Consider the following 355-nt stretch of genomic DNA (forward strand, 5'->3'; position numbering starts at 1 on the left):
AGCAGCGTCAGCGCGTTGGTGGACTGGCGGAACTCGCGCTCCATGCGCGCCAGGTCGGCGCGGGCCTGCTCGGCCAGTCCCCTGGCCTGTTCCAGGTCCAGCGCGCTGCCGATGCCTTCGGCGCGGCGCCGCTCGATCAGCTGCAGCGACTGCTCGCGCGAGGCCAGCGTCCGTTCGGTGTGCAGGCCGCGCTCCCTGGCGCTTTCACGCGCGAGGTAGGCATCGATCACTTCCGCAATCAGGCTGATGCGGGCGCTGCGCGCGCCGCTCTCGGTGGCCAGATACTCTTCCAGCGCGGCTTCCGACAGGCTGCGCACGCGCCCGAACAGGTCCAGCTCGAAAGCGGTCACGCCCA

Annotated in this window: 1 protein-coding gene; it reads right to left on the bottom strand. The window is 71.0% G+C overall.

The features are described 5' to 3' along the window. The coding region (locus KDH83_RS32050) for a TolC family protein (RefSeq protein WP_212323242.1) at window positions 1-355 on the bottom strand (355 nt) is incomplete at both ends.

This window comes from Achromobacter sp. Marseille-Q0513 (assembly GCF_018195695.1).
Taxonomy (GTDB): Bacteria; Pseudomonadota; Gammaproteobacteria; order Burkholderiales; family Burkholderiaceae_B; genus Achromobacter.